Origin of the sequence: Synechococcus sp. CC9605, from assembly GCF_000012625.1 — a bacterium.
Taxonomy (GTDB): Bacteria; Cyanobacteriota; Cyanobacteriia; order PCC-6307; family Cyanobiaceae; genus Parasynechococcus.
Window position 1 is genome coordinate 1,517,845 of the sequence record NC_007516.1, and the last position, 22,713, is coordinate 1,540,557.

Consider the following 22,713-nt stretch of genomic DNA (forward strand, 5'->3'; position numbering starts at 1 on the left):
CGCGTCAGATCAGCGTCACCAGATCAAGGCTGGCACGGGCTCGAGTGATCGCTGTGTAAAGCAAACGGCGTTGATGGTCAGCAGCCGGGCCATCCTCGAGGGGATCGGGCCAGAGCACGATCACCCGATCCGCCTCACTGCCCTGAGCCCGATGGATGGTGAGCGCCACCGCCGGCTCCAGACGCCGCAAACGAGCTGGATGCAAACGGCGCACCTGCAGCTGGCCATCCGGATCCACCACCTGGAACAACAGGCGTCGTTCAGAGCCTGCCCCGATCACAACCCCGAGATCGCCATTGGCCAAACCGAGTTCCGGTTGATTGCTGCCGCAGATCACCGGCAAGCCGATCGGCCAACGCTCAACCTTGCCGGCGGCATTGGCCCCCAGCAGCGTGCGGTGCACATCATCAAGACTCCACGGCCCCCGGCGGCGTGGACAGAGCAACAGATCCTGCTCGAGCAGCGCAAACAAGGGCCGGGACTCCGCCATCAGCTCCTTTTCGCTGCAGCGGTTGAGATCAACCGTCCGCGCCTGCAGCAGCTGGAGGCGCTCAAGCCAGCGCTGGCGCACCAAGGCTGGAAAACGACGCAGGGGGCTGGGATGCACCTGCAGATTGGCCTGCGCAGGCAACGCAGCCAAATCCGCAGCGAACGCGGCCAGATCCCCCTGGCGCAGCTGGTGCGCCACCTGGGCCAGGGCACCGCGGTTGCGATAAGTGCGCTCGAGGTGCACCGCCCCTTCACCGAAGCGACTGCGAACGTCCGGCTGCTGAAGCCGGTGCCAGACCGCTCCACTCCCCACCGGCGGCAGTTGGGCTGGATCCCCCACCAACAGCAGCCGGCAACCGCTGGGCAACGCCTCGAGCAGGACCTGGGTCAAGGCCAGATCCAGCATCGACATCTCATCGATCACCAGCAGATCCAGCTCCAAGGGACGCTGGCGGTGCCTGCCAAAGCCACGGCTGCCGGCCTCCAACCAGCGGTGGAGGGTGCTGCAAGGCAACGGAGCCCGTTGCGCCAGCACCGCATCCCCCAGGCGCCGGGCCGCCTTGCCGGTGGGGGCCGCCAAACCAATGCGCAGGCCGGGATGGCGGGCTTCCGCCCGGGCCAGAATCTCCACCACCGTGCTGGTTTTGCCCGTACCCGGACCACCGCTGAGCAGCACAACCGAGGCCTGATCCAAGGCGCGCACGGCAGCGCACTGTTCAGCGTTGAGACGATCCGACAGCTCGGGATCGACAGCCTTGACGGGCTTGGGAACCGGAGCGTGGGCCCGCTCCACCAGCTCGGTCACCACCTGCTCCATGGCCTGCAACCAGCGGCGCCAGCCCAACCGATCAGCCTGAAGCAGCAGGGGGGAGGCATCCCCCTCAAGCCAGCCACTGGCTTGGGCAACGGCCAGCCGTTCCGGCGTCAGCGCCACCGTCAACTCCCCCTGCTCCAAGGCCGTCACCAGGTCGCGACTGAGCTCCTCTAAAGGGGGGCCATCCACTTGGGGCGGGATCCGACGCCGCAGAGCGACATGGAGGCCAGCCGTGAAGCTGGCGGGCCACGTGCTGGTTCCCGGGGGCAGCAACTCGGTCACGCCGGCACCTCCCCCAGAGCTCGATCCAGGGCTGCGATGCGATTGAGCGGCACGGGTTCAACGATGCGCCCCGGTCCAACAGCATGCTCCGGAGAGGCTCTCACAGCTCCGGGCATCCCCCGCAGGAAGCAGTAGACATAGCCCCCCAGATGCTGCTGCGGGTTGTAATCCGGCAGCCGCCAACGCAGATGGCGGTGCAGGGCCACCAGGTAGAGGTGGGCCTGCAGGGGGTAGTGGTGGTGCAGCATCTGCTCCTCCATCGCCGCCTGGGAGTAGTGATGCGGTCCACACAGTCCCGGCTCAGCACTGGTGCGCCGTTCACCGATCCAATTACTCTTCCAGTCGAGAACCCACCAGCGTTGGTGCTGGGGGTCCTGGAACACCAGATCGATGGAACCGGTGAGAAACCCGCGGCTGTTGATCGAGAGCGACGCCAGCGCCGGGCTGTAAGAGCGGCCAAAACGGGCCTCGGCATCACAGCCGAAGGCGGCCACCAGATCGGCCGTGCGCACGTGCTGCACCGGCAGATCAAAACTGAGTTCAGGCAGGCGCTGGTGCGGCCCCAGCCGATCCAGCGACAACGCCCCCAGCGGTCCCCCGAGGGGCGTCTGCAACACCTGCTCTAACCCTGTCAACACATCGTTTTGCAGATCGGGATCAAGCCCGGCCAGGCGCAACTCGGCGACGATCAGCTCGTGCCGTTGGCGGGGCTCCGTGGCCTCCGCCGCAGAAAAGGGGAACTGTTCGAGGATCCGGTGCAGACAGTCCCCGGCCCCGGCCCCGCGCGGAAAGGCCGCCAGCGGCCCCGTCTTAGACCATGCCTGTTCTGCCCTCGCCGCCATCAGTTCCAACGTCGATTCCGACGTCGATTCCTCAGCGCCTGGATCGCGATCGCGACCCTGTTCATGCAGCTGAACGTCGTCGGATGAGGCAATCCAGGCCGAGTAACTGGCCCTGCCCCAACTCCGGTCGATCCGCTTGGGGATGGAACCAAGGGCCAAGGGCTCGGCCTGCAGCGGAGGCCGCCAACGCTTGCCACTGGGCAGGCTTTCGACCAGGCCATCGATGCTGATCGGAACCTGTCGCTCCGCCAGGGCTTGACGCAGCCGCTCATCGGTGAGGCTGTCGATCGCATCCCCAGCGGCTTCAGCTCCGAACAACCAGGCGGGCAATGGGGAATCCTCCTGGCCGTTGGCCCTGGCCCAGATCAGGATCAACTGGGTTTGGGCTCGGGTGACCGCGACATAGGCCAGCCGCTCGGCCTCCGCCGCAGCGTCCTGCTGCGCCTGTTGCGCGGCCTGCCAGCCCTCCCCCCAATGAACATCCACCCGCGCCAGGCACTCCCCGGAGCGGGGATCACGCCAGAGCGGACCGGACACGGCTGGGGGCGACTGCCAGAGGTAGGGGCAGATCACCACCGGATATTCCAGCCCCTTGCTGCGGTGGACAGTGACCACGGCGATGGCACTGTCGGCCTGATCGCTGTGGGGCTGACGGGCCTCCGGCACCGGCTGGCTGGGGTGCAAACGCTCCCGCCGCAACCAATCCGCCGCGGTGGCCACATCAAGCCCCTGGCGGTGCATCGCCTCCTGCACCAGCCGCGCCGCCTGCTGCAGATCCCCCAGCATCCGGCCCCGTTCCGACAGCCCCGCCATCTGTTCACCGCTGAGCAGATCGGCCAGAGCCCCGAGCAGGCCCAGCCGCGGCATCAGCTCAGCCCAACCACGCAGCTGCACAGCCAGCTGATCCAACCGCCCCGGCTCCAGAGCATCGGGCGCGATGTTCATCAGTCCCGAGCAGGCCAGCAGGCGCAGGCGAGCGTCATCGCCCGGTTCCACCAGGGCATCGAGGAACCACTGCAACAGCAATGCGGCTTCACTGTCGAGCACATCCCCCTGGGTCACCAGGCGGGTGGGAAGCCCGCAGGCCCCCAGGGCGCGGCGCAGGTCTTCCGCCTGTTGATGGCGACTCACCAGCACACAGAGATCCGCTGGGGTGAGGTCGTCCCGTTGCTGCAGTTGCTGCAGCACCATCGCGGCGAGCCGTCGGGGCAGATCTGCTTCCAGAGCACTGCGGCTGGAGGGCGCCTCCGTGGAGAGCAGCAGCAGTTGCAACGCCGGGGCATCCTGCGGTGGGGTGGCGGAGCTGCGGGGCTGCACCGCGGGCACCAGCAGTTCAGATCGGGGGAGACCCGGAGCCATCAAGCGGTTCAACCCCTCCATCAGCGGTGCCGTTGTGCGGAAGTTGTCGAGCAGGTGATCGATCCGTTCCACCTGATCCCGCGCTGCCATGTAGGTCGCCAGATCACCACCACGGAAGCGGTAGATCGCCTGCTTGGGATCCCCGACCATCAGCAGCAGGTGGCGTTCACCAGCACCAAAGGCGCGCTGTAACAGGCGCCACTGCACGGGGTCGGTGTCCTGAAACTCATCCACCATCACAGCCCGGTAACGCTGTTGCAGCGGTGCAAGCCAGGCAACAGCGCCATCGCCGGGATCCATGGCGGCCAACAAGCCACCGAAGGTGATCACCCCACGGCGGCGACGGCGGCGGTCCAGCTCCTGCAAGCACCGTTCAAGGAGGTACTGCCAGGTGCGCTCAATCGGTGCATCCCAGAGCGCCGCAACGGCGGCCTGCAGAGCCGGCATCACCAGGCTGGGGTCGGACTCACCGCACTTGCGCGCGACCTTGCACCAACTGCCGGGGTGGAAGTACTCCTTCAGCGGCTTCTCACGGGCGGCAATCTCCAGCAGCGATGGCACTGCGGTCTGCCCATCCAGCCACTGGTTGATCTGGGCGCAGCGATCGGTCTTGGGCTTGGCGGAATAAGGGCTGGTGGCTCCACAGCCCTGAGCTTTCCACTGCTCGGCCGCCTGACGGAACCCGGCATCCAGGTCGGCATGGTCCCGCTGCCAGAGCGGCACGAAGTCGTGCCAGAGCTGCGCCAGCCAGTGCTCCAGCTGAGGAGCGAGGGGCTGGTCCAGATCGATCGCCCCATCAGCGCCCCTGAACCGCGGCTGCTGTTCGCCATCGAGTTGCGCCAACCCCCTGCGCAGGGTCTGGGGCGAGAGGCCGCGTTGACGCAACGCCTTGAACTGATCCGGCGGCAGGCTGAGCAGCTCCTGTTGCCAGAGGTCCTGCACAACCTCGGCTTGGAGCGCGGTGGCGTCGGTGTCCAGCTGGGGCTCCATCGCTGCAGCGTTGCTGAGGGCCAGGCGGCGCAGGCTGCGGCGACAAAAACCATGGATGGTGGTGATGTCGGCCCGGTCCAACTGCTCCAAGGCCACCAGCAGGTGCCGAATCCAGCGCTGACGCGCATCCCCTGGCTCGGAACCCGCCAGCCAATCCGCCAGGACGGGGTCTGGAGCATAAGCCTTCATCCCCTGGTCAAGCTGCTCGAGGCCCTGCAACGCCTGCTGCAGCCGCTGGCCGATGCGGGAGCGCAGCTCTTCGGCCGCTGCATCGGTGAAGGTCACCACCAACAACGCCTCGAGAGGGTGGTCGGCCTCCGTGATCAGCCGCAAGCAGAGATGCGCCAGGGCAAAGGTTTTTCCGGTGCCAGCGCTGGCCTCCAGCAGGCGAATCCCAGGGTCGAGGGGGTATGTGTTGGCATCGAAGCGCTGGGCCATGGATGGAGTCTGCTCAACTCCGGCCTCAAAACCAGTGTTAACTTCCATGAAGCAGCCGGCGAAAGCTGCGAACTGGACTGGGTGTCGTCACACCCCAGAACAGAAGACGACCTGAGCGGGGGCCTGAAGAACCCTCGCTTTTTTGTGGGCTTGTGAACGGATGCAACCCAACCCTTGAGAGAACAGGGGCTTGTGTGTGTACTGGGCCATCAGGCCAACACCTTGGTGAAAGCCAACGGCCTGTTGTGTCCCCCGAACGTCGTCAGAAATTGGCCCAGCTGCTGGTGCGCAAGGCCGCCGCTGTTGAAAGCATCAGCCAGGAACATCGGGCTTACTTCTTCCGCCGGCAGGCCGGCGAGCCGATGGTGATTTCCAACGAACGCATGCGCGAAATGCTCGATGAGCTGTTCGACTAACGCAGGTTCGCCATAAGGGGGCCGTACAACAGCTGACACGCCTGCTGGAATCCGGCCTGATCCATCAATTGCTCCGCAGCGACGTCCGAGCCGAAGCAGAGCTGCATCAATGGGGTGGCCCCTTCGTCCTGCCAGGTCTTGCGGAAGTCCTGCTGCCCCTCCCCCGGTTTGCGCCGCTCTTTGGCCACCATCTGCCAGCCGCTCTTGGGAGGGACCGGCCAGCACCGCTCCAGCCCCTGTCGCGCCAGCCGCGCCAGCTGCTGCAGCTGGTCTTCGGCCTCAACCGTCGGCAAAACCGACCAGCGCACGTGCACCTCGGCGCCGGCAACCCGGGTGCTGCGCGCCACCACCGCTGAACCGGCTGCAGGAGCCGATCCCTCAGCGCAAAGCAACAGGTGCTGCAACCAGCCGCGCATCACCGCCGCGGCCGTGAGCATCCCGGGCTGGACCACCACCTGGGTGTCACCGGCGTAGAGCAGGGGCATCGGCAGGCCGGCGAGCACCGGCACCTCCCTGCGGCAGGGGCCGAGTGATGCCAGCTGCCGTTGCAGGGCCTGCCAACGCTGCTGCAGTTCCTCCTGCTCAAGGGCCGCCCCAGCCCCCGCCGGCAGCACACCCTGCCCCGCCAGCGACGCCGTCCAATCCGGAGCCGATCCAAGAATGAACTGCTCCTCAAGCTCGTGGTTGAGCAGCAGATAGCGCTGCAGGCCCTCCAACTCGAGCGCCTCGAGATCCTCCACCGCCTCAATGCCTTCCCCAGGCCGCAACCCCCGGGCCTGCAACCAGGCCTTCTGGGGCTGCTGCAACCAGGCCAGCAAAGCTTCAGGGTCCAGGGCTAGATCGTCTCCATCCCGTCCCTCGGCCTCGTCATCGTTGATCTCCGGCTGCCAGAGCGATGCCCAGGCCAGCCCCTGGGGATTCGGGACTGAAGCCGGAGCAGCATCCAGGCAGCGCCGGGCCTCCAGCTGACGCCGATCACAGCTGAGCGGTGCCTCGGGCCGGAAGTTCTCACGGGAGAGGGGATTGGCCGCCGGCGTGACCAACAACCCTTCCGTGGAGGCACCGGCCCGTTGCAACTGCTCCTGCAGCACTGACAGCCACTGTTCCACCGGCGCAGCAGGCGGCTGAGGCTCACCGGTGCGCTCCAGCCGCCCGCACCAGCTGATCAGCAGATGACGGCGTGCCGACATCAAAGCCTCCAGCAGCACGTAGCGGTCCTGGTCGCTGCTGCGGGGATCCCCCAGGCGCCGTTGCTGCTCGAGGAGATGAAAGCCCGGACGGCGGCTTGGGCGCGGAAAGTCGGCGCTGTCGAGGCCCATCAAGATCACCACCTTGTGCGGAATCGCCCGCATTGGCTCCAGGGCACTGATGGTGAGGGCACCACTGCGGTGACCGAAGCGGCCGCTGTCCACCGACAAGGCCTCCTGCAGCACCTCCAAGGCCACGGCAGCGTCGAGGTCCAGAGGGCAGTCATGGGCCCGCAGCCGCCACTCCTCCAGCGCCGCCGCCCAGCTCTGCGCCTCATCAGTCCAGGCCCCGCCCTCAGCGAACAGCTCCTGCAACAGGGATTGGAGCAGCTCCACCCAGCCATGGCACGGCCGGGGCTCCCTAAGGCGATCAAGCATCCGCGCCACACGATCCAGCAGCGTCCACCAACGCACCAGGCGATCGGGGTCCAGCTCCTGCTGGAAGGGTGCCGCCCCTGCCGGAGCCAGACCCGGCTCCACCGGCAGCACCAGACCCAGCAGCCAACGGTCGAGACACCAACGCAGGCTGTGCACCTCGTCACCGCCCCGCTCACGGGCGTCCAAGCCCCAGCGAAAACCGCTGCGTTGCAGTGTTTGCGTGATCAACACCGCCTCTTCCGGCGTGAGTCCCTGCTGGCCCTGCAAGGCCGGGTTGGCCAGCAGACGTTCCAGCCCCGTGGCGGTGAGGCGTGTCGCAGCCAGCTCCAGCAGCGTGAACATCGCCATCGACAACCCCGGACTGCTCTGCTGACTGCGGTCGGTGAGGCGCCAGGGCAAATCGACACCGAAAGCCGCCGTGTCGTTGAACACGGAGCTGAGCAGCGGCGCATAGCGCTCGATCTGCGGCGTCATCACCAGCACGTCGCGGGGCTCGAGATCGGGATCGGCCGCCAGCCACTGCAGGATGCGATCCCGCACCAGTTGCACCTCCCGCCAAGGCCCCGGTGCCGCCTGAAACAACAGAGATTGATCGTCTGAGGAACGATTCAGCTCAGCGATGCTCTCGGCATCCACCAGCTGCTGCTGAAGCTGATCGAGCAAGGTGGGCTGACGCTCTTCCGCCGCGGCGATCTGCAGAGAACCTGCAAACAGATCTCCCTCGCGGCGCTCCCCCAGCTGCGCTTCACCGGAGCCCTCCAGCAACTGTTGAAATTCGGCGCCCATCCGCCCGAGAACGGCCTCCAAACGCGGCGCCTCCGCCAACCATCCCCCATCCGGAGGGATCAGCCATTCATCCCCGAGCGAGGCGCGCCGACTGCCGCAGCGCTGCCATAGATCCGGACACGGGGTGAGCAGGTAGATCTCCACCGCCAGCAGACCGGACAAGGCCTGAATCAGATCCACCTGCACCGGCGCCAGAGCACTGATGCCGAAGAGCCGCAGCCGCTCCGGCAGCAGGGCCGGATCAACATCTCCTCGCCGGAGACACTCGACGGCCTCACGCACCTGCAGGCCAAAGGGAGCCCGGGGCAGCCGTTGGGCCAGCAGTCGCCAGAGCACAGGCTGCCAGTCGTCATCAGGCCGCGGTTGTTTCCACTGCTCGAGTTGATCGGGGCGGTAAAGGGCGTAATCGTCCATGGCATCGGCGATGGAACGGGCCAACTGCCACCGATCCCGCGTCAACCCCGAGGCGGTTCCTTCACGCTGGGCGAGCCAAACCCGCAACGGCTGGGCGACGGGCTGCTCCAGCAGCTCCGGCAGCAACTCGAGCACCGCCCACACCAGCTGGCCCGCCCGCCAGGGATCGTCCTCCTGAGCAGGAAGATGCAGCACCTGGCGCACCAGCTGCCGCAGGCGACTGCCCGGGAAGGGGAACCGCACCAGGGAACTGATGCCATTGGCCGTGGCCAGCTGTTCCCCCAACCATCGGCTGGTGGGCCAAGTGTTGACCATCACCTCCACCGTCTCAAGGGGGCCCGGCTGCTGCTCGATCAACTGACGGGAGAGCAAGCGAGCCAGAAATTCAGCCCTGTTGCTTCGGTAAACCGTCAGCAAGGGCCAACTCCAGCCAGAACGGCATCGGTTGCAGCGCCTTCCACCTGAACGACCGCATCCGTTTCCGGGCAGTAGGCCGACAGACAACCGCCATAGACCGCACCGGTGTCGATCAGAACGATCGCGCCGAGGCGCTCCACCTGGGGACGGGGCGTATGGCCCACAACAACCTGGCCAAAACGACCGTCATAGGCCTCCCAGAAGGGATCACGAATGGAGAGATCCGGATGGCCTGCGGCGTCGAACCCGGCATGGGTAGCGCACCAACCGTCACCGCGGTAGACGAGCGGAAGCTGTTGCAGGCGCGGCAACCATTGGCGAGCGCTGCTGTCGCCCAATTGGGCATAGGTGGCGTGTTGACTCAAGCCATCCCGGGATTCCAGGGCATCGGTGAGGTCTTGCTCATGGTTCCCTCGCAGCCACGTGGCACGGCCGGCCTGGACCAAATCCCAGACCAGATCCATCGTTGCGGGTATGGCCTCCCCACGGTTGATCACATCCCCGCAGAAGACCAGATGGTCGTTCGGCGGCAGGGTGGCAAGCAGACGGCACAGGGGCTGATGGCAGCCATGCACATCTCCAATCACCCAATGCCGGTGGCTGCGCAGGTTCAAAGCAACAACCTGGAGATGCTTCAATTCTGATGCTCAGCCAGGCACCGCCAAAGCTTCGGAATTCAGATCAGAACAAACCGAGAAAGCGCTTGCGTTCCTTGGGTTGGCTCGCATCTGGCTTGGGCTTTTCGGGTGTTTCCCGGCGGTAGCGGGGCTTGGCATCACCCACCGTGACCAGGGGGTCGTTGTTCTTGAACCAGATCCAGTCGCGAATCGGCGGCGTCTCCGTGAGGTCCCGACGGGTCAGACCCAATCCCAGCTTGGCCGAAGCCCCCAGCAGGATGTCTACCATCGCGTCCCCGTCGGCACAGGTGGCCAAGGCCTTGTTGGTTTTCTCCGCACCATCTAGGGCCTGCACCAGTAGTGCGATGCGCTGCTGAACGGGAAGGGAACTGGGATTCATCAGACGGCACCAGCAAGGGCATCGGGAATCCCCGCGGACGGTGCCTCGAAGGACCCCACAGCCACGTACTCCAATCGCAGTTTGAGGAAGGTGATGAAGGTGGGATCGGTGGACACAACAGCAGCAGCGGGCTGGGGAATGGTTGCCTTGAGCTCAGCCAGCTCAGGAGTAGAGAGGAAAGCCGGTTGCTTCACCAGCCAGAAATCGATGGTCTTACCGGTTTCGGCGTAGTTGCGTTGGCGCTCCCGCAGCACTTCCTCCAGCGGCTCCTCCACGGTGAGGAAGCGCTCGCTGGCTGCAACGAAGTGATAAGTGGTCATCCGGGCGCCTGTCCGAAAAGGGGATCAAGGCGGGGATTCTGAACCAAGACCTTCATATCCCGCACAGCCTGTTGCAGTCCGACGGCCACAGAACGGGCCACGATCGTGTGGCCGATGTTGAGTTCCTCCATCCCAGCAATGGCCGCGATGGGCTCAACGTTCTGATACGTGAGGCCATGGCCTGCATTGACCCGCAGACCAAGCTGCTGGGCGATGGCGGTGCCTTCCTGCAACCGGGCCAGCTCCTGGGGCTGGGTGCTCCAGTCGGCATCGGCGTAGCGCCCCGTGTGCAATTCCACCCAGCAGGCCCCCGTGTTCTTGCAGGCCTGGAGCTGGGTGGCCTCCGGATCCACAAACAGGCTCACAGGAATCCCAGCGGCCTGAAGGGTTTGAACCATGGCGCTCAGAGAGGCTTTCTGTCCGGCAACATCCAGGCCCCCCTCCGTGGTGACCTCCTCCCGACGTTCCGGCACCAGGGTGACCATGTCGGGCTTGATCCGCAGCGCGATCGCCACCATCTCCTCGGTGGAGGCCATTTCCAGGTTGAGACGGGAGCGCACGGTTTGGCGCAGCAACTCCACATCCCGATCCTGGATGTGACGCCGGTCTTCCCTGAGGTGCACTGTGATCCCATCGGCCCCACCGAGTTCAGCCAGCAGTGCCATCGAGACAGGATCCGGCTCAACGGTGCGCCGCGCTTCACGGATGTTGGCGATGTGGTCGATATTGACGCCGAGGCTTGCCATGACGGGGCTTTCGTTGGCCGGATCCTATGCAGCTTTGCCGGGGGGCTTTAAGTTCGCAGGCGTCGAATTTGATCAGCCCGTTGCAAGCGGCCCTGGCGACCCGAGAAAGCGCACTGAGTGTCGGGATTGACCGCTTCTGGTCTCCCCTGGCGATGTTCACCACCCAGGATCTGGCGCTGCGCTTTCAATTCCGTGAACGGCTGGTGCTGCATCCTGAGCATCTGCCCCATCAGGGCCCCGTGCTGTTGGCGCCGACCCATCGCGCCCGCTGGGATGCCTTGATGCTGCCGATGGCGGCCGGCCGTCGGGTCAGTGGACGCGACTGCCGCTTCATGGTGACCACCACGGAGATGGTGGGGCTGCAGGGCTGGTTTCTGCAACGGCTGGGATGCTTTCCTGTCGACCAGGGACGGCCCTCGATGACCACCCTGCGTCTTGCGATCGACCTGTTGGCCGACGGACAGCAAGTGGTGATGTTTCCGGAGGGCAGGATCCACCGGCAGGACGAAGCGATTGAGCTGCGTCCCGGCCTCGTGCGTCTGGCCCAACTGGCCCAGAGCCGCGGCATCTCCGTTCCAGTTGTTCCAGTCGGTTTGGGTTACAGCCAGGCCCCGCCACGGCCCTTCAGCCGGGCAGCGCTCTGTTTCGGAGCACCACTCACCGTGCCTGCCAAAGGCGAACGCGAGGCGACGCGGCAGTTCAACATTCAACTCGCTGATGCGATGCATACGGCTGAACAAGCGGCCCGTGCAGCCGTTGGCCGACCGCTATTCAGCTCCTAAAGTCCGCCCACGTTTTCTGTCTGGTCTCATGGGTTGTCGCGCATTGCTGACGACGGCTGCCTTGGTGGCAACCCTGGGCGTGACCACCGCTCCCGGCATCGCCCAAACCTCGTCCGACAATCGTGTTCTGGCCCAGAGCCAGGGTGGTTTCAACCCAACGGCCGTTCGTTCCATTTTGGCTGAGGGCGACGCAGCCGCCAGCCGTGGAGATTTGGCCGAGGCGCGTGCCGATTACGACAAAGCCCGCAAAGCCTCCAAGCAACTGCTTGCCTTCTACCGCGACCTGAGCGGTGCCTTCCGCGGACTCGATGCTCGAATCCCCCGCGAGATGGACACCAAGGGCCGTGAAGCCCTGGAACTGCTTGCGGAAACCAACCTCCGCCTGGCTGCCCTCTTCCGCCGTCAGAACCAGCCCGAAGTGGCTGTTCCGGTGCTGGTGGAGGTGGTCAAGCTGATGACACCGGCGAAACCGCAAGGACAGAAGGCCTATCAGAGCCTGCTGGAACTGGGCTTCGTCGAAACGGAATTCCGAGGCGCATCGCCTGCCGGCCGATGAGCCGGTCTGTCAGCATCTGAGCAACTTTCCCCTTGCGCAACCACCGCCATGGTGCAACCGGATGCTGTTGAAGCCGCGATCCAACAGGTCATTCCTGACGCCAATGTCAGCGTTGAAGACCTCACCGGTGGTGGTGATCATCTCCAGGTGACGGTGGTGTCTTCGGCGTTTGCCGGCCTTTCACGCATCCGTCAGCATCAGATGGTGTACGGCGCGCTGCAACAAGAGTTGGCCAGCGAAGCGATTCACGCCCTCGCCCTCAACACCTCAACCCCTGCGGACGCTGCGTCCGCTTAACGCCCAATCCACGCTTAACGATGGACCCTTCCACCAAAGCTCGCATCGAAACTCTGGTCGCTTCCAGCCCGATCTTCGTATTCATGAAGGGCTCCAAGCTGATGCCCCAGTGCGGATTCTCAAACAATGTGGTGCAGATCCTGCACTCCCTAGGTGTGACATTCGAAACATTTGACGTTCTCTCTGATCCAGAGATTCGTCAGGGAATCAAAGAATTTTCTAGCTGGCCCACCATCCCCCAGGTGTACGTAAAAGGGGAATTCATCGGCGGTTCCGACATCCTGATCGAGATGTACAACTCCGGAGAACTTCGCGAAAAGCTGGAAATCGCTCTCGCTAGTTGACTCAATAACCCTGGGGATGGCGCATGTACAACGTGCTCACATCCCCGTCAGGGCCAACAAAACTGGAGGGATCCATGATCCAGCGATCGATCAATTGCTCGAGGCGGTGCTGAGAGCGGGGATCAAGAGATCCGGACTTCCGCAACGCATGCAGATAGCCATCGGCGTACAACCGCAGTTCCGAAGGCGTGTGATATCGGGTCGTCAGTTCCTGGCAGGCGTCGCAGAGCGATTGGAAATGACGGATGGCTTCAGGGTCGTCGAGTGATGTCATGAGATACAACAGCAGCCCCTGCTACCAGCCTGCCAGGAAATTAGGCTTAGCGTAGAGGCGCCTCGGCCGATCCAGTGACCTCCACTCCCCACGACCTCACGGCGGAAGCATCTGCAGCACGCACCGATCCGGTGGTGATGCCAAGTTCAACCAACGGGCAGGAACCTTCCCGGGTGTTGGTGGTCGAGCCGCATCCCACCCTGCGCACGGTGTTGGTGCAGCGGCTGCGTCAGGACGGACACCTCACAGCAGCTGTGGCCAGTGCCGCTGAAGCCTTGGAGGTCTGCCAGGAACAGTCGCCTGATCTGCTGGTGAGCGCAGAACTGCTGGAGCGCAGCTCCGCCCTGCGCCTGGCTGAGCAGCTGCGTTGCCCTGTGATTGTGCTGACCGCACGGGCCGGTGCTGAACCGGTGGTGGGCCTTCTGGATGACGGTGCGGACGATGTGCTGCGCAAACCCTTTGGCCTTGAGGAACTGGCCGCCCGCTGCCGCACCTTGCTCAAGCGTGGTCACAGTGGCCTGCAGGAACGGGTCACCGTTGGTCCACTCGAGGTACACCTTCTGCTGCGTCAGGTGACGCTGCGGGAGCAGCCGGTGGAGCTCAGCCCCCGCGAATTTGCTCTGCTTTGTGCGCTGTTGATGCCCCCTGGGCTGGTGCGCAGTCGGCAGGAACTGCTACGGATGGCCTGGCCTCCCTTCAGCGGCGGTCCCCGATCCGTGGACACCCAGGTTCTGACCCTGCGCCGCAAGCTTGAGCAGGCCGGTCTTGGCGAGGGCGGTGGAATCACCACCGTGCGTCAGCGGGGCTACCGCTTCAGCCTCGACAACCTGCCAGCCAGCTGAGTTAAGTGAATTGATTCCAGTCAGAGACTCGAATTTTGGGGTCAGGGCTAATCAACATCCACCCCGACGCACCGTTTCATCAGCTCCAATTGGTGAACTCTTCATTTAGGTTGTGGTGACGAAGGGCCTGCTTCAGTTGGGCCTCTTTGGTTGGGACCAGATGGTGCGACGTCACCCAACCCAATTCACACAGGTGATTCACGCAGACCTTGAGCTGAACCGTTCCGCAGGGAAGGTTGGTTAGTTCGGTTGTCATGCCATCGGAGCCACTCAATCGATTTCAACGTCTGAACGAGAGATAGCAACGCCAGGCATCTGGACAAAATCAAGAGTTGTTCGACGAAACAGCCTGATTGCGTGATTGGAGCGATCGAGTCAACATGGCACTGTCGACACCCGGGAGCCCCCGCCGTGATCGGATTAACCAGGCTGTATTGCAACCAGGGGGAAAGATTTCTCCTCATCGATGTTGCCTCCGAAGAGGCTTCGAAACGGGCCGAAGAGCTGCTTAACGACGGCTGGGAGATCGAAGCGGCAATACCGGTCTAAGACGGGAAAGCGTTTCACGTTCGAATTGGGAGGGTCTTGTGAGACGACATCCCAGAAATGGGGGAGCTGCGCTGGTGAACAAATCCTTCAAATGGGGGAGTTGTTCTCAGACACGCACGGAGATGGTGTGTTCAGAGAGGAGGACACGATGCTTCCAATGCTCACGATCGCACTAGCCGTTGCCGTCTGGACTACCGTCACGATGGCAGCCTGCAAGTGGATCGCTGATGCCTGAGAGGATTGTGTCAGGAGGCCTAATGCCTGCCGAGGGCATCTCTGAGACAGGCTGAAAGCCAAACAAGACCCCCAAGGGAAAAGCAGGGGGCATTGATGTTGTTGCCATCCATCTCCCGGCAAAACCACACACACTTCATTCCGTCAGCAATGGCGGGTTTTTTGCTAGCAATTAACCTGTTGACTATAGGTCTTTAAACTAGTCCCTGATGCAGCACTGGATGAATCAGAGATCGTTGCCACGAATTGGTCTAAAAGGGAATCCAATAAGGCAATCTAGACTTCAGGCAGAAACAGTTCCCACTTGAGCAGAAAAAGACCCCACAAACACGAAGTACTTACAGAGGCATTTACAGCAGCAAAAACAAGGGCAAAAAGTGGTTTCTTCGTTTACCTCGTACGTCTTGCCTACTCACTTGCCTTCAACAACTTCAACCCGCCTGTGGTATTTGTTGTCCCCTACATCTCCCCCAACGGCAACGAAAATGCTGACAGCCTTGCCGAAGCACTCGTAGCACCCAAAGGTGCTTGGTTCTGGGAAGACTTGGTAGCGGTCAACTACGAGTTTGACCCCGTCGAGGTTCAAGACTTGAGTCGTGAATTGAGCGAAGCTGCAAGAAAAGACGAGCTTGCCTTCTGTGGGTTCAAAGCAGCGAGGTCTTGAGCCGTACGCTCAAACAAACGAACCGAGACTGCTGTGAGCCACGCCTACTTAGTCACCCTTGCTTATGGCGACCAAGAGGCTCCGACCCTGGCGCATGTGATTTACCTATCAGAAACCGAGGGGGAAGACACCCGCACCGTTGCCGAAGCAGTACTTAATTACGCTAGCAACACTGCCCCGCAAAAGCCCCGGTTCGACTGGAGCTCCTTGAGGCTGAACGGCACGGAAATGCTCGATGCCGAAGGCACAGCCAGCCTTGTCGATGCCTGCTCAAAGGGGCAAGTCGGCATCGGTCGGGTCTCTGTGCTGAAACTTTCCTCCGACTGAATGTTAACTCAAGGTCATAGACTTTCCTGGCGGGAAATACTCAAGACAATCACGCCTGACCAATGACCCGCGATACCCACCTGGCAGAAGGAAGTGGGCTGGGCGCCTGAGACTGGCTAACGACACTTCATGACGAGCGAGAGCATCGACGGCATCATTCGCGGAATCGCGCTTGTCCGATGCTCCGCCGACTTTCCATCGGACTTGTGGCTTATGCCATTGCCATTGCTCCGCTTCCATCAAGAGCACAGGAGACCAACTCGCCGATCCTTTTGAAAGAATCAGCCGCTGCCGAAAAGCCATTTGACTCCGTTGACGACGTGATGAGCTTCTGCCGATCTAGCGTCAAACGAGAGATGGCATGTGACGTACTGAGTGCCGTCATCAGTCAAACAACAAGCTTATCTCTCATTTGTTTTTTAGCACAAACGGTGAAATCTCAGAAGAGACCAAAGACAAGTATTTGAAGATGTTCAAGCAATTCGATGCAGATGAGTTCTTGAAGATCGATATTGCGCCAGGCGTGATTTCAACGGTAAAGAAAGCAAATCCAGGATGCTTCAAATAAGAATTTGCGATAAAACGTCAGAACAATTTTCTTCAGCCTCCAGCAGTAGCCCTGTTGATCATTAACCCCGCTCGCAAGATGGTTTTTTTTACCCAGACGAGAGATTGGATCCGTTGAAAAAATCCCTCAACTTTGGGAGTAATTTCGCAGTTGGAACGGAGATGGCGTGAATACAGGGCTCCAGCCCTCTGAACAAGTCAGGAGAAAAGATCATGAAAACCACAACTCTCGGAATCGCAATCGGAACTGCAATCGCTGCCCTTGGTCTTGCGATCACTGCTGTTCCTGAAGCCCAGGCAGGTGGTGTTTATTGGAACAACCATGGCGGTGGCGGTGTCGTCGTCAATCACGGCTACACCTACGGTCCCCGCGGTTATTACAAATACGGTCCGAACTATTACGGAGGTCGCGGTGTCGTCGCCGGTCCCAACGGTGCCTGTGCTTGCGGTTACTACGGTCGCGCTGGATGCGTCCGTTACTGGTCCATGGATCGATAGCAAATCAAGCCATTTCACCCTGTCAGCAATGGCGGGGTGTTCTGTTGATCAACCAGCTCTGGTCAGCCTGGATAGCCCGAAGGTATGCTTATCTATAAGACCATAACTCAGTCAGAGACTGGCTTTATGGCGACACATCTTGTGCCACATCGACGCCACAAGTGTAATAAAAGCGTCCTTACAACCCGGTTGAGCCACATCCGTGCCACACATCGACGCCGCGGACGTCATGGACGGCCGGGCTCAGATCTACAGACGGGCTGAAGGAGGGACATTCAGGTCTCGCTGTGGATCCCATCGGCGAAAAAGCGGGTTCGCCAGTCACTGAAGACCACCGACCCGACAACGGCAAGAGAGCGGCCGATGACCATCGTCCTGGACAAGCTCGCTTCAGAGAAGGCCGGCATCAACGTCTTCTCAGGCACGCTCGCCGACCTCATCGACGCTTACCAACGGAAGCAACACGAGAGGCTCAGCCGGGGCGAGATACGCAACAAGCCTCGGATCACCAGGACAGTGAATACCTGGCGGAAGCACTTCGCGGTGGTCTTCGGTCCCATCAGCGAGATCAAGCTCTCCGCCATGACGGACGAACGCTGGCAGGAGTACGTTAGTTATCGGGGCAAGCAGCTCAAGCTCTCGGTGCTCAAGGACGAGCTGAAGGGCATTGCCACGCTCGTACGCCTCCACGGCATGGCGCTTGGTTGCCCAGAGATCCCGGACTTCGACCACGTCCGAGTGCCCAAGCAAGAGAAGTCGGTGCGGACGGAGACGCTTACACCAGACGAGTACAACGAACTCGTCAACCGGCTCCGCAACTACCTAAACCCAGAGCTCGGCCCAGACGGTTTCAAGCGAACGTGGTCGCTCGAGGACGTCTTCAAGCCGGCCGGCAAAAAGATCAACCAAGCCGACGAACACCTACGACGCCATCAGCTCTTCTTCCTCGTTCAGATCCTGGCCTCGTCGGGACTCCGACCCACTGAGCTGTGCGGCAAGAAGTTGAGTTCGCTTCGGTGGCGTGACATCCAGGAAACGGACGTTGAGCGAGACGTGCTCATGGCTCACAACAAGAAACCGTCAGGCTTCAAGCAACGGGCAGTGGTCCTGTCGGTCAGAGACGAGACAAAGACAGGACGTAGAGCGGTGCCGTGTCTCATCGGAAACCTTCTGGACGGGCTGAAGAACCTCACGCCTGACTTCACCAAGCCCGATGACTTCGTGTTCTGCGACCGCCATGGCAAGCCTCAGTCATTGAAATACCTGCGCTTTCACATGAATGACGTTGTGGAGCGCTGGGGCTTCGACCGCTTCGACGTGACCTTTTACGTCTTGAGGCACTTCTACGCCTCGGAAGCCCTAAAGCGAGGCGTCTCAACGGTTCTGGTGTCGCGTGCCATGGGCACTTCGACCGAGAACATCGAGAACGTCTACGGCCACATCGTCATGTCCGAGGAGTCGATGATCCGTCAGCTTTACTCGCTGGACTGAGCAATCAAAGCAGCAGCTTCACTTGTCAAACCATCTTGCTTCGAGTAGTACAGATGTACGCATAAGGTTTGGGATGGAGGACTGGGACTTCGTTGATGAGCGCGAACTCCAAGGGTGGAAAGGCGGCGTGGTCTGCATGACCTGCCAGCACTTCACCTACGGAGTCGACCAGCACTGCCACACGATGGTGGGCTGCAACCTCAGGCAACGCCAACTGCAGCAAGGTCAGCACCTGAAGAAGCGCTGCAAGCTCTGGGCACCGACCTGGCAGAAGGAAGTGGGTTGGGCGCCCGAAGCGGGGTGAGTCATGCGAAAGAGGTCGGTTATCAAAAAACCGAGATGCTGCAGCGAATTTGTGGCTCTCTAAAAAACGTCTCCTAGATGACCTATGTCTCGTCCCTTTCTGATCATCATGTCTTTGTCGGGTTGCTAATCGGACCCGAAAGCCGGTCAGAGCGGTGACCGACGTGGACTGTGATTTGACCTCTGTTTCGGCAGGGGTCAAGTCCGTTCATCGTTAAGAAATTCGGTTTGGTGTAGGGATGAATCTCTTCCCGTATCAACGTATTTGGGTGGTCGAATCGCTCCGGTGGTGCATCACCGTCGGCCACACAAACTTCCACAAGTTGGATTGGGCACCCGAAGCGGGTTAGTTCAGGGAGAAGCGGGCCGAGGGAAGCCCGCTGCATGCATTCCATCTCCCAACGCGTTTGCAGAGCTGCACGCGCCAGCGGTACTATGACCCTAGCGAGAATGATTCTCGCTAGGTAGTAATGCCTAGTAATTGGTATTGTTGTTTCGGAAGCAGAGCTGCTTTCAATGCGTCTGTAGGGGGTGGGCTGAGGGGCCCGCCCTTTTTTATTGGCGACGTATGAAAAGCAAGTGAGCTTGGCTCCTGAGGCGGGCTAATCGCTGTACGTGATCGTGCAGCGCCAGCGTGTTTGAAAAACGTAGTTGAGCTTCTTGCAGGAGGTGTCAGTCACCGTCGCTCCTTCAGGTACTCGGCGCATTGCCTTGGCAGTCGCAACCTCTTGTGACTTATCTGAGGCACGTGCTTTGTGGGAGTCATGGGCATACACAACTCCTGGGCTCAACAACACCAGCGAAAGGAGAGCAGCAAGTCGCATCGACATAGAACGACGTGGCAATAGGAGTTTGGCTGGGCTTCTGAAGCGGGCTGACGCTGTCGCCTTCCCTGGCTATCGGTGGAGATGAGACGAGATAGCCGAGGTAAACGGCGGTCTTGGCTCGGGTGATCTGCCTTACGGCTGGCCGGGTCACCCTGTCTGCGATTGGGCACGCGAAGCCAACTGCCCCACCGAGAGCATGACTTCGCTGCTCAGAGCTTTGTAAATCAACTGAGCACCTATGGGCTAACTCAGGTGGCTTGCTGAGCGCCAACTTGAGTAAAGGCAGATGCGCTCCTAAGACTGGCTGACCCGGAACATCCCTCTGCTTCCGGTCCGCTCGATGGTGAATCCGAGTCGCTCGGTCTTCTCGCCCCACGAGTGGAGGCTTGAGTTGCTCTGTCCCAGGACTCGGGCAAGCACTCGCGTCGGAACCACCCAGCCTTTGTCCGCTATTTCCTGAAGCTGTCGGTGGGTTGTCAGGTGGGCGTCGTCTGTCGGTTGTAAGGCCGACGACAGAGCTGACACGAGAAGAGCCAACCCCTGGTCTGGAGCTGGCTCGAGTGTCGGCTGTCTGACGGGTGTGATGTCGATGGTCTGTCTGTCGTCTGTCGCGTCTCTGAGAGAGGAGCCTTGCTGGAGCTTTCGATGCTGCTCATCGAGACAGGCAACCATCTCCTTATCGAAGAGGGAACGGTTTCCACGTTTCACGGGTGTGATGCCGGCGGCCTTCAGGCGCTCGTAGACCGACTGACGTGTGATGCCATAACGAGCGGCGAGTTCCTGAACTGTCAGCACTGTCGTCTGGTGGTTGTCAGTCAGCCAGACACAGGACAAACAGACGCTCAAGCCCCTCGAGCAGGCGTACCTGTCCTAACCACAGAGACTCCTTGAGTCGTGGAAAGGGTTTTCAAGGGCGGTTGGACGCGCTCCGCTTCCTTCCAATTTTTTGCTCTACTACCACCTTTGAAAAATCCAGAAAAAACCAGAAAAAAGCAAAGGTGGTATCGAAGGAAAAAGAGGCCTAGGAGATAGCCACTGGCACTAGAGCATCCAGGCTCTCCCACATCGGACCAACAAATTCGGCGTAGCACTTGTCTGACTGGTGCCCTATCTCCAGGCAGAACTCGATGGGGAACGGCTCCAACATCACGGCGGCGTTCCCTTGCCGTGAGTCGTGGCGGTCATAAACCCAGAAAACCCAATGGAAGAACAACAGCACCAACCGCGCCCTGAGCGCGACACAGACCAAGACCTCATAGCTTCGCCGATGCGGAGACGGTATTTGCGGTCTCTCGTAGACGAGGACCAGACCTTGTCAGACGACCAGCTCAAGTGGGCTCAGGCTCAGTTCTGGGCCGCGCAGGCTCCAGGCAACTAAGCGTTCGAGTCCTTATCGACGGGCTGACCCGCAACGCAGCGGAATCTGTCGATGTTGTAGAGGCCACCAGCGATGCCGAACAGGATGCCGGTCTCACGGAAAGGAATGGTGAAGCTGTTGCCGATGCTCACCGACCACAGCCCTCCCCAACCGATCATCGCCGAGCCAAGAGAGGCAATGGCGAAGCCGACGCAGATGGTTCCGATGCGAGACCACGATCCGACCGGTCCGCTTCCGATGTCTTTGTAGCAAATGGAGGCAATGGAGGTGTTGTAGCCCGCAAGCACGACACCGCCGCCAAGCCATGAGACGAGAGCGCCTGGGAAGCCGTTGAAGCTCAAGAAGACACTCCAGATGAAAAGCACCATGCCCACAAGCACGCGTGCTGATTGAAGGAACTGGACCATTGATCAGACCTCCTCGTAAGTGAAGGTCAACATCTCGTCCTCGTCGCCCTTGGAAGCCCTGAAGGCGAGCTCAACAAAGGAGCCAAGTTCGCACTGCAGATGGCCGCTGGTGGCGTTGCCGCCAAGGTCGCCGCCAACCACAAGAAAAATGCTCGCAAGGAGCTCGGTCTCGACGACTGAGTTGCCCTGCAACTCCAACTCACTCATTCACTGCCCAGGAGGCAGCCATGAACTTCACCACACCTATCGCTCCCGTCTTCGCCGCAGCTCTTCTGCTCTCTCCTTTTGCTGAAGAACCTTCCAAAGCAGCAGCTCAAGTCAACGTCGGCACTCAATGGGAGTTCATCACTGACGCTGACGACGGCACTCTCTACTTCGGTGGTCCCGTCACAAGGGTCGGAAACAACGCCGTTCTGCTCATCAAGTCGGTGAACGACCCCGAGCTTCCACCCGGAGAAGAAGACCAGTTCCGAATGGCCTTCAACTGCGCCAACAGGACGTACAAGAAGTCCAACGGCTGGGTAACGGTCGGCGAGAAAGGGACCGTCGGCTACCGCTGGTTCAAACACGCCTGCGGGGCAAGTCCTCTCAAGGTCTCTCGCACCGTTCAGGCCTGAAGCCAAAACACTCACATTGCCCAGGAGGCACCAATGAAACTCGTCAAGCGAATCGCCAAAGGAGCTGTCGGTACTGCAGGCGGCGTCGGAGTAGGCCTTGCCACAGGAGTGATGGCCGGAGCGATGAACGGAGTCCAACTGGGCATTCCAGTCGGCTTTCTGTTCGGCTTCATCTCCTTCGCCACAGGCGGAGGTTTCCAAGGACTCCTGGCCTCTGTTCTCCTCACCATGTTCTGGTTCGGAGTGGCAGGCGGCATCCTGCTTGGCCTGTTCTTCGCCATCGCTGGAGGAGCCGCGGGCTCTACCTGGGGCAAGGACGACTAACTCCTCAGAGGCACAAAGACGGAAGAAACCACTCGGCTGGGTGATTCAGAAACTGCTCAGCCGAAAGACCTTGGAAACACAGGGCACAGGAGGCCCACTACCCACGAGGCACCAATGACCGACACCAACACCGAGACCACTCCCAAGAAGCGCATTCCCAACTGGGTCATTAGCGGAGGCACGCTCCTCCTCGTCTTCGGAGCTCTTCAAGTTCCCAAGGTCTGGCGAGCTGTCAACGCTGGCATCGAAGGAGGCGAGCACATCTGCCAGATGGCTTACGACGGCCACTCCTTCAAGAGCGCTGTCAAGAGCATGGAAGGCGACAAGCGCTTCAACTACCCGAAGCAGTACGAAGGCATCGCAAGGCAGGTGCTCTTCTCTGAGCTCAAGACCTGCCCACCACTAAAGAGCCAAATCGAAGCTCAGTCATGAGCCAAACCAACTCCGACGCCCTGGTCTTCTGATGAAGGTCGGGGC

The 22,713-nt window shown here is 61.3% G+C and carries 27 protein-coding genes; 15 read left to right on the forward strand and 12 right to left on the reverse strand.

The window, feature by feature from the left end; translation table 11 throughout:
* Window positions 1–4: 4 nt before the first annotated feature.
* Both SYNCC9605_RS08235 and SYNCC9605_RS08240 read right to left on the reverse strand, forming a co-directional pair.
* A complete protein-coding gene (locus SYNCC9605_RS08235; RefSeq protein WP_011364610.1) occupies window positions 5–1,585 on the reverse strand; it encodes an ATP-dependent DNA helicase in 1,581 nt (526 codons plus the stop codon).
* Entirely contained in the window at window positions 1,582–5,262 is a 3,681-nt protein-coding gene (locus tag SYNCC9605_RS08240) for a UvrD-helicase domain-containing protein (protein WP_011364611.1), read from the reverse strand. Before SYNCC9605_RS08240 ends, SYNCC9605_RS08235 begins: the two co-directional genes overlap by 4 nt.
* 197 nt (window positions 5,263–5,459) lie before the next feature.
* Here SYNCC9605_RS08240 and SYNCC9605_RS15200 point away from each other — a divergent pair, with 197 nt between their 5' ends.
* Window positions 5,460–5,630, forward strand: a complete 171-nt coding sequence (locus SYNCC9605_RS15200) for a hypothetical protein (protein WP_186510311.1) — start codon at window positions 5,460–5,462, stop codon at window positions 5,628–5,630.
* Here SYNCC9605_RS15200 and SYNCC9605_RS08250 read toward each other — a convergent pair.
* The 5 genes from SYNCC9605_RS08250 to SYNCC9605_RS08270 form a co-directional block, all read right to left on the reverse strand.
* Window positions 5,627–8,872: an exodeoxyribonuclease V subunit gamma gene (locus SYNCC9605_RS08250; RefSeq protein WP_011364613.1), complete on the reverse strand. Its 3,246-nt coding sequence runs from the start codon at window positions 8,870–8,872 to the stop codon at window positions 5,627–5,629. The genes SYNCC9605_RS15200 and SYNCC9605_RS08250 overlap by 4 nt on opposite strands.
* Window positions 8,866–9,486 (reverse strand): metallophosphoesterase, encoded by a 621-nt coding sequence (locus tag SYNCC9605_RS08255; RefSeq protein WP_011364614.1) that lies wholly within the window; start codon window positions 9,484–9,486, stop codon window positions 8,866–8,868. Before SYNCC9605_RS08255 ends, SYNCC9605_RS08250 begins: the two co-directional genes overlap by 7 nt.
* Before the next feature lie 67 nt (window positions 9,487–9,553).
* Window positions 9,554–9,889, reverse strand: a complete 336-nt coding sequence (locus SYNCC9605_RS08260) for a hypothetical protein (protein ID WP_011364615.1) — start codon at window positions 9,887–9,889, stop codon at window positions 9,554–9,556.
* On the reverse strand, window positions 9,889–10,209 hold the full coding sequence (locus SYNCC9605_RS08265) for an MgPME-cyclase complex family protein (RefSeq protein ID WP_011364616.1): 321 nt from the start codon (window positions 10,207–10,209) through the stop codon (window positions 9,889–9,891). The genes SYNCC9605_RS08260 and SYNCC9605_RS08265 overlap by 1 nt, the downstream gene beginning before the upstream one ends.
* Entirely contained in the window at window positions 10,206–10,955 is a 750-nt protein-coding gene (locus tag SYNCC9605_RS08270) for a pyridoxine 5'-phosphate synthase (protein WP_011364617.1), read from the reverse strand. The genes SYNCC9605_RS08265 and SYNCC9605_RS08270 overlap by 4 nt, the downstream gene beginning before the upstream one ends.
* A 26-nt stretch (window positions 10,956–10,981) precedes the next feature.
* Here SYNCC9605_RS08270 and SYNCC9605_RS08275 point away from each other — a divergent pair, with 26 nt between their 5' ends.
* Genes SYNCC9605_RS08275 through grxD form a run of 4 tightly spaced genes read left to right on the forward strand, consistent with a single transcriptional unit; the run spans window position 10,982 to window position 12,934 of the window.
* Window positions 10,982–11,737: a lysophospholipid acyltransferase family protein gene (locus tag SYNCC9605_RS08275; RefSeq protein WP_011364618.1), complete on the forward strand. Its 756-nt coding sequence runs from the start codon at window positions 10,982–10,984 to the stop codon at window positions 11,735–11,737.
* A 28-nt stretch (window positions 11,738–11,765) separates the two neighbouring features.
* The gene (locus tag SYNCC9605_RS08280; protein ID WP_041434892.1) at window positions 11,766–12,293 is read left to right on the forward strand and encodes a hypothetical protein; all 528 of its coding nucleotides are present in this window, start codon (window positions 11,766–11,768) and stop codon (window positions 12,291–12,293) included.
* 48 nt (window positions 12,294–12,341) lie between these two features.
* A complete protein-coding gene (locus tag SYNCC9605_RS08285) occupies window positions 12,342–12,590 on the forward strand; it encodes a BolA family protein (RefSeq protein ID WP_011364620.1) in 249 nt (82 codons plus the stop codon).
* A gap of 20 nt (window positions 12,591–12,610) precedes the next feature.
* Entirely contained in the window at window positions 12,611–12,934 is a 324-nt protein-coding gene (grxD, locus tag SYNCC9605_RS08290) for a Grx4 family monothiol glutaredoxin (protein WP_011364621.1), read from the forward strand.
* A gap of 1 nt (window position 12,935) precedes the next feature.
* Here grxD and SYNCC9605_RS08295 read toward each other — a convergent pair whose 3' ends face one another.
* Window positions 12,936–13,208 (reverse strand): DUF6761 family protein, encoded by a 273-nt coding sequence (locus tag SYNCC9605_RS08295; RefSeq protein WP_041434895.1) that lies wholly within the window; start codon window positions 13,206–13,208, stop codon window positions 12,936–12,938.
* A 137-nt stretch (window positions 13,209–13,345) separates the two neighbouring features.
* Between SYNCC9605_RS08295 and SYNCC9605_RS08300 the strand changes: the two genes are divergently transcribed.
* The gene (locus SYNCC9605_RS08300; RefSeq protein ID WP_374699862.1) at window positions 13,346–14,050 is read left to right on the forward strand and encodes a response regulator transcription factor; all 705 of its coding nucleotides are present in this window, start codon (window positions 13,346–13,348) and stop codon (window positions 14,048–14,050) included.
* A 79-nt stretch (window positions 14,051–14,129) separates the two neighbouring features.
* On the opposite strand, the gene SYNCC9605_RS14740 is transcribed toward SYNCC9605_RS08300, so the two are convergent.
* Window positions 14,130–14,306, reverse strand: coding sequence for a hypothetical protein (locus SYNCC9605_RS14740; protein WP_156783063.1), 177 nt, complete (start codon window positions 14,304–14,306; stop codon window positions 14,130–14,132).
* A gap of 831 nt (window positions 14,307–15,137) precedes the next feature.
* Here SYNCC9605_RS14740 and SYNCC9605_RS14745 point away from each other — a divergent pair.
* The 6 genes from SYNCC9605_RS14745 (at window position 15,138) to SYNCC9605_RS08325 (ending at window position 18,684) form a co-directional block, all read left to right on the forward strand.
* The gene (locus SYNCC9605_RS14745; protein WP_011364624.1) at window positions 15,138–15,497 is read left to right on the forward strand and encodes a hypothetical protein; all 360 of its coding nucleotides are present in this window, start codon (window positions 15,138–15,140) and stop codon (window positions 15,495–15,497) included.
* Window positions 15,498–15,530: 33 nt separating this feature from the next.
* The gene (locus tag SYNCC9605_RS08310; protein WP_011364625.1) at window positions 15,531–15,824 is read left to right on the forward strand and encodes a hypothetical protein; all 294 of its coding nucleotides are present in this window, start codon (window positions 15,531–15,533) and stop codon (window positions 15,822–15,824) included.
* A 179-nt stretch (window positions 15,825–16,003) separates the two neighbouring features.
* A complete protein-coding gene (locus tag SYNCC9605_RS14750; RefSeq protein WP_011364626.1) occupies window positions 16,004–16,291 on the forward strand; it encodes a hypothetical protein in 288 nt (95 codons plus the stop codon).
* Window positions 16,292–16,604: 313 nt separating this feature from the next.
* Complete coding sequence (locus SYNCC9605_RS08315) at window positions 16,605–16,889, forward strand: hypothetical protein (protein WP_011364627.1); 285 nt, start codon at window positions 16,605–16,607, stop codon at window positions 16,887–16,889.
* A gap of 363 nt (window positions 16,890–17,252) precedes the next feature.
* The gene (locus SYNCC9605_RS08320) at window positions 17,253–18,380 is read left to right on the forward strand and encodes a tyrosine-type recombinase/integrase (protein ID WP_011364628.1); all 1,128 of its coding nucleotides are present in this window, start codon (window positions 17,253–17,255) and stop codon (window positions 18,378–18,380) included.
* 73 nt (window positions 18,381–18,453) lie between these two features.
* Window positions 18,454–18,684: a hypothetical protein gene (locus SYNCC9605_RS08325; protein ID WP_011364629.1), complete on the forward strand. Its 231-nt coding sequence runs from the start codon at window positions 18,454–18,456 to the stop codon at window positions 18,682–18,684.
* A 1,120-nt stretch (window positions 18,685–19,804) separates the two neighbouring features.
* Here SYNCC9605_RS08325 and SYNCC9605_RS08330 read toward each other — a convergent pair.
* From SYNCC9605_RS08330 to SYNCC9605_RS08345, 3 genes are all read right to left on the reverse strand, one after another.
* Entirely contained in the window at window positions 19,805–20,356 is a 552-nt protein-coding gene (locus tag SYNCC9605_RS08330) for a helix-turn-helix domain-containing protein (protein WP_011364632.1), read from the reverse strand.
* A gap of 528 nt (window positions 20,357–20,884) precedes the next feature.
* Window positions 20,885–21,295 carry a hypothetical protein gene (locus SYNCC9605_RS08340; protein ID WP_011364633.1) on the reverse strand — a complete coding sequence of 137 codons (411 nt, stop codon included), beginning with the start codon at window positions 21,293–21,295 and terminating at the stop codon, window positions 20,885–20,887.
* A gap of 3 nt (window positions 21,296–21,298) precedes the next feature.
* Window positions 21,299–21,502 carry a hypothetical protein gene (locus tag SYNCC9605_RS08345; protein WP_011364634.1) on the reverse strand — a complete coding sequence of 68 codons (204 nt, stop codon included), beginning with the start codon at window positions 21,500–21,502 and terminating at the stop codon, window positions 21,299–21,301.
* A 20-nt stretch (window positions 21,503–21,522) separates the two neighbouring features.
* On the opposite strand from SYNCC9605_RS08345, the gene SYNCC9605_RS08350 reads away from it, so the two are divergent.
* The 3 genes from SYNCC9605_RS08350 (at window position 21,523) to SYNCC9605_RS08360 (ending at window position 22,668) form a co-directional block, all read left to right on the forward strand.
* Window positions 21,523–21,912, forward strand: coding sequence for a hypothetical protein (locus SYNCC9605_RS08350; RefSeq protein WP_011364635.1), 390 nt, complete (start codon window positions 21,523–21,525; stop codon window positions 21,910–21,912).
* 33 nt (window positions 21,913–21,945) lie between these two features.
* On the forward strand, window positions 21,946–22,236 hold the full coding sequence (locus SYNCC9605_RS08355; RefSeq protein ID WP_011364636.1) for a hypothetical protein: 291 nt from the start codon (window positions 21,946–21,948) through the stop codon (window positions 22,234–22,236).
* A gap of 114 nt (window positions 22,237–22,350) precedes the next feature.
* Window positions 22,351–22,668 carry a hypothetical protein gene (locus SYNCC9605_RS08360; protein ID WP_011364637.1) on the forward strand — a complete coding sequence of 106 codons (318 nt, stop codon included), beginning with the start codon at window positions 22,351–22,353 and terminating at the stop codon, window positions 22,666–22,668.
* The last annotated feature ends 45 nt before the right edge of the window (window positions 22,669–22,713 follow it).